Below are 1,133 nucleotides of genomic sequence, written 5' to 3'. Positions count from 1 at the left end.
GACCGCGAGGTGCTGGCGGCGCTGCTGCACGCCGAGTCCGACCCGGCGGGGCTGACCGACGCGGAGTACCTGGCGCTGCTGGGTGCCGACGGCACGGACCTGGAGAACCTGTGCGCGCTGGCCGACGCGGTCCGCGCCGACGTCAACGGCGACGATGTCACCTACGTCGTCAACCGGAACATCAACTTCACCAACGTCTGCTACACCGGCTGCCGGTTCTGCGCGTTCGCCCAGCGACGCACCGACGCCGACGCCTACACGCTGTCGATGGCCCAGGTCGGCGACCGGGTGGAGGAGGCGTGGGCGGCCGGGGCGACCGAGATCTGCATGCAGGGCGGCATCCACCCCGACCTGCCCGGCACCGCCTACCTCGACCTGGCCCGCGAGGTGAAGAAGCGGCAGCCGGGCATCCACCTGCACGCGTTCAGCCCCATGGAGATCGTGAACGGGGCGGCGCGCACCGGGCTGTCGTTCCGCGACTTCCTCACCGAGCTCAAGGCGGCCGGCCTGGACTCGATCCCCGGCACCGCGGCGGAGATCCTCGACGACGACGTCCGGTGGGTGCTGACCAAGGGCAAGCTGCCGACGGCGACCTGGCTGGAGATCATCGGCACCGCGCACGAGGTCGGGATCCCGACGACCTCGACGATGATGTACGGCCACGTCGACACCCCCGCCCACTGGGTCGCGCACCTGCGCACCCTGGCCGCGCTGCAGGACCGCACCGGCGGCTTCACCGAGTTCGTGCTGCTGCCGTTCGTGCACCACAACTCCCCCATCTACCTGGCCGGCGTCGCCCGGCCGGGGCCGACGGTGCGGGAGAACCGGGCGATCCACGCCGTCGCGCGGTTGCTGCTGCACGGCCGGATCGACAACATCCAGACCTCGTGGGTGAAGCTCGCCGACGCCGGGACCAAGGCGGTGCTGCAGGGCGGCGCGAACGACCTCGGCGGCACGCTGATGGAGGAGACGATCAGCCGGATGGCCGGCAGCGAGAACGGCTCGCTGAAGACCATCGCCGAGCTGGAGGCGATGGCCGCCGCGATCGGCCGCCCGGCCCGCCAGCGGACGACGGAGTACGGCACCCCCTCGGCCGAGCGGATCGCCACCGCCCGCTCCGACGAGGGCCGCGC

The 1,133-nt window shown here is 72.2% G+C and carries 1 protein-coding gene; it reads left to right on the top strand.

What is annotated here, in order from left to right; all coding sequences use genetic code 11:
- Positions 1 to 1,133, top strand: a 1,133-nt coding sequence (gene cofH, locus C5507_RS22015; protein ID WP_104530605.1) for a 5-amino-6-(D-ribitylamino)uracil--L-tyrosine 4-hydroxyphenyl transferase CofH, incomplete at both ends; no start/stop codon positions are given.

The sequence above is a fragment of the Blastococcus saxobsidens genome (assembly GCF_002938435.1).
Taxonomy (GTDB): domain Bacteria; phylum Actinomycetota; class Actinomycetes; order Mycobacteriales; family Geodermatophilaceae; genus Blastococcus; species Blastococcus saxobsidens.
This window is presented reverse-complemented; position numbering and strand designations above follow the sequence as displayed.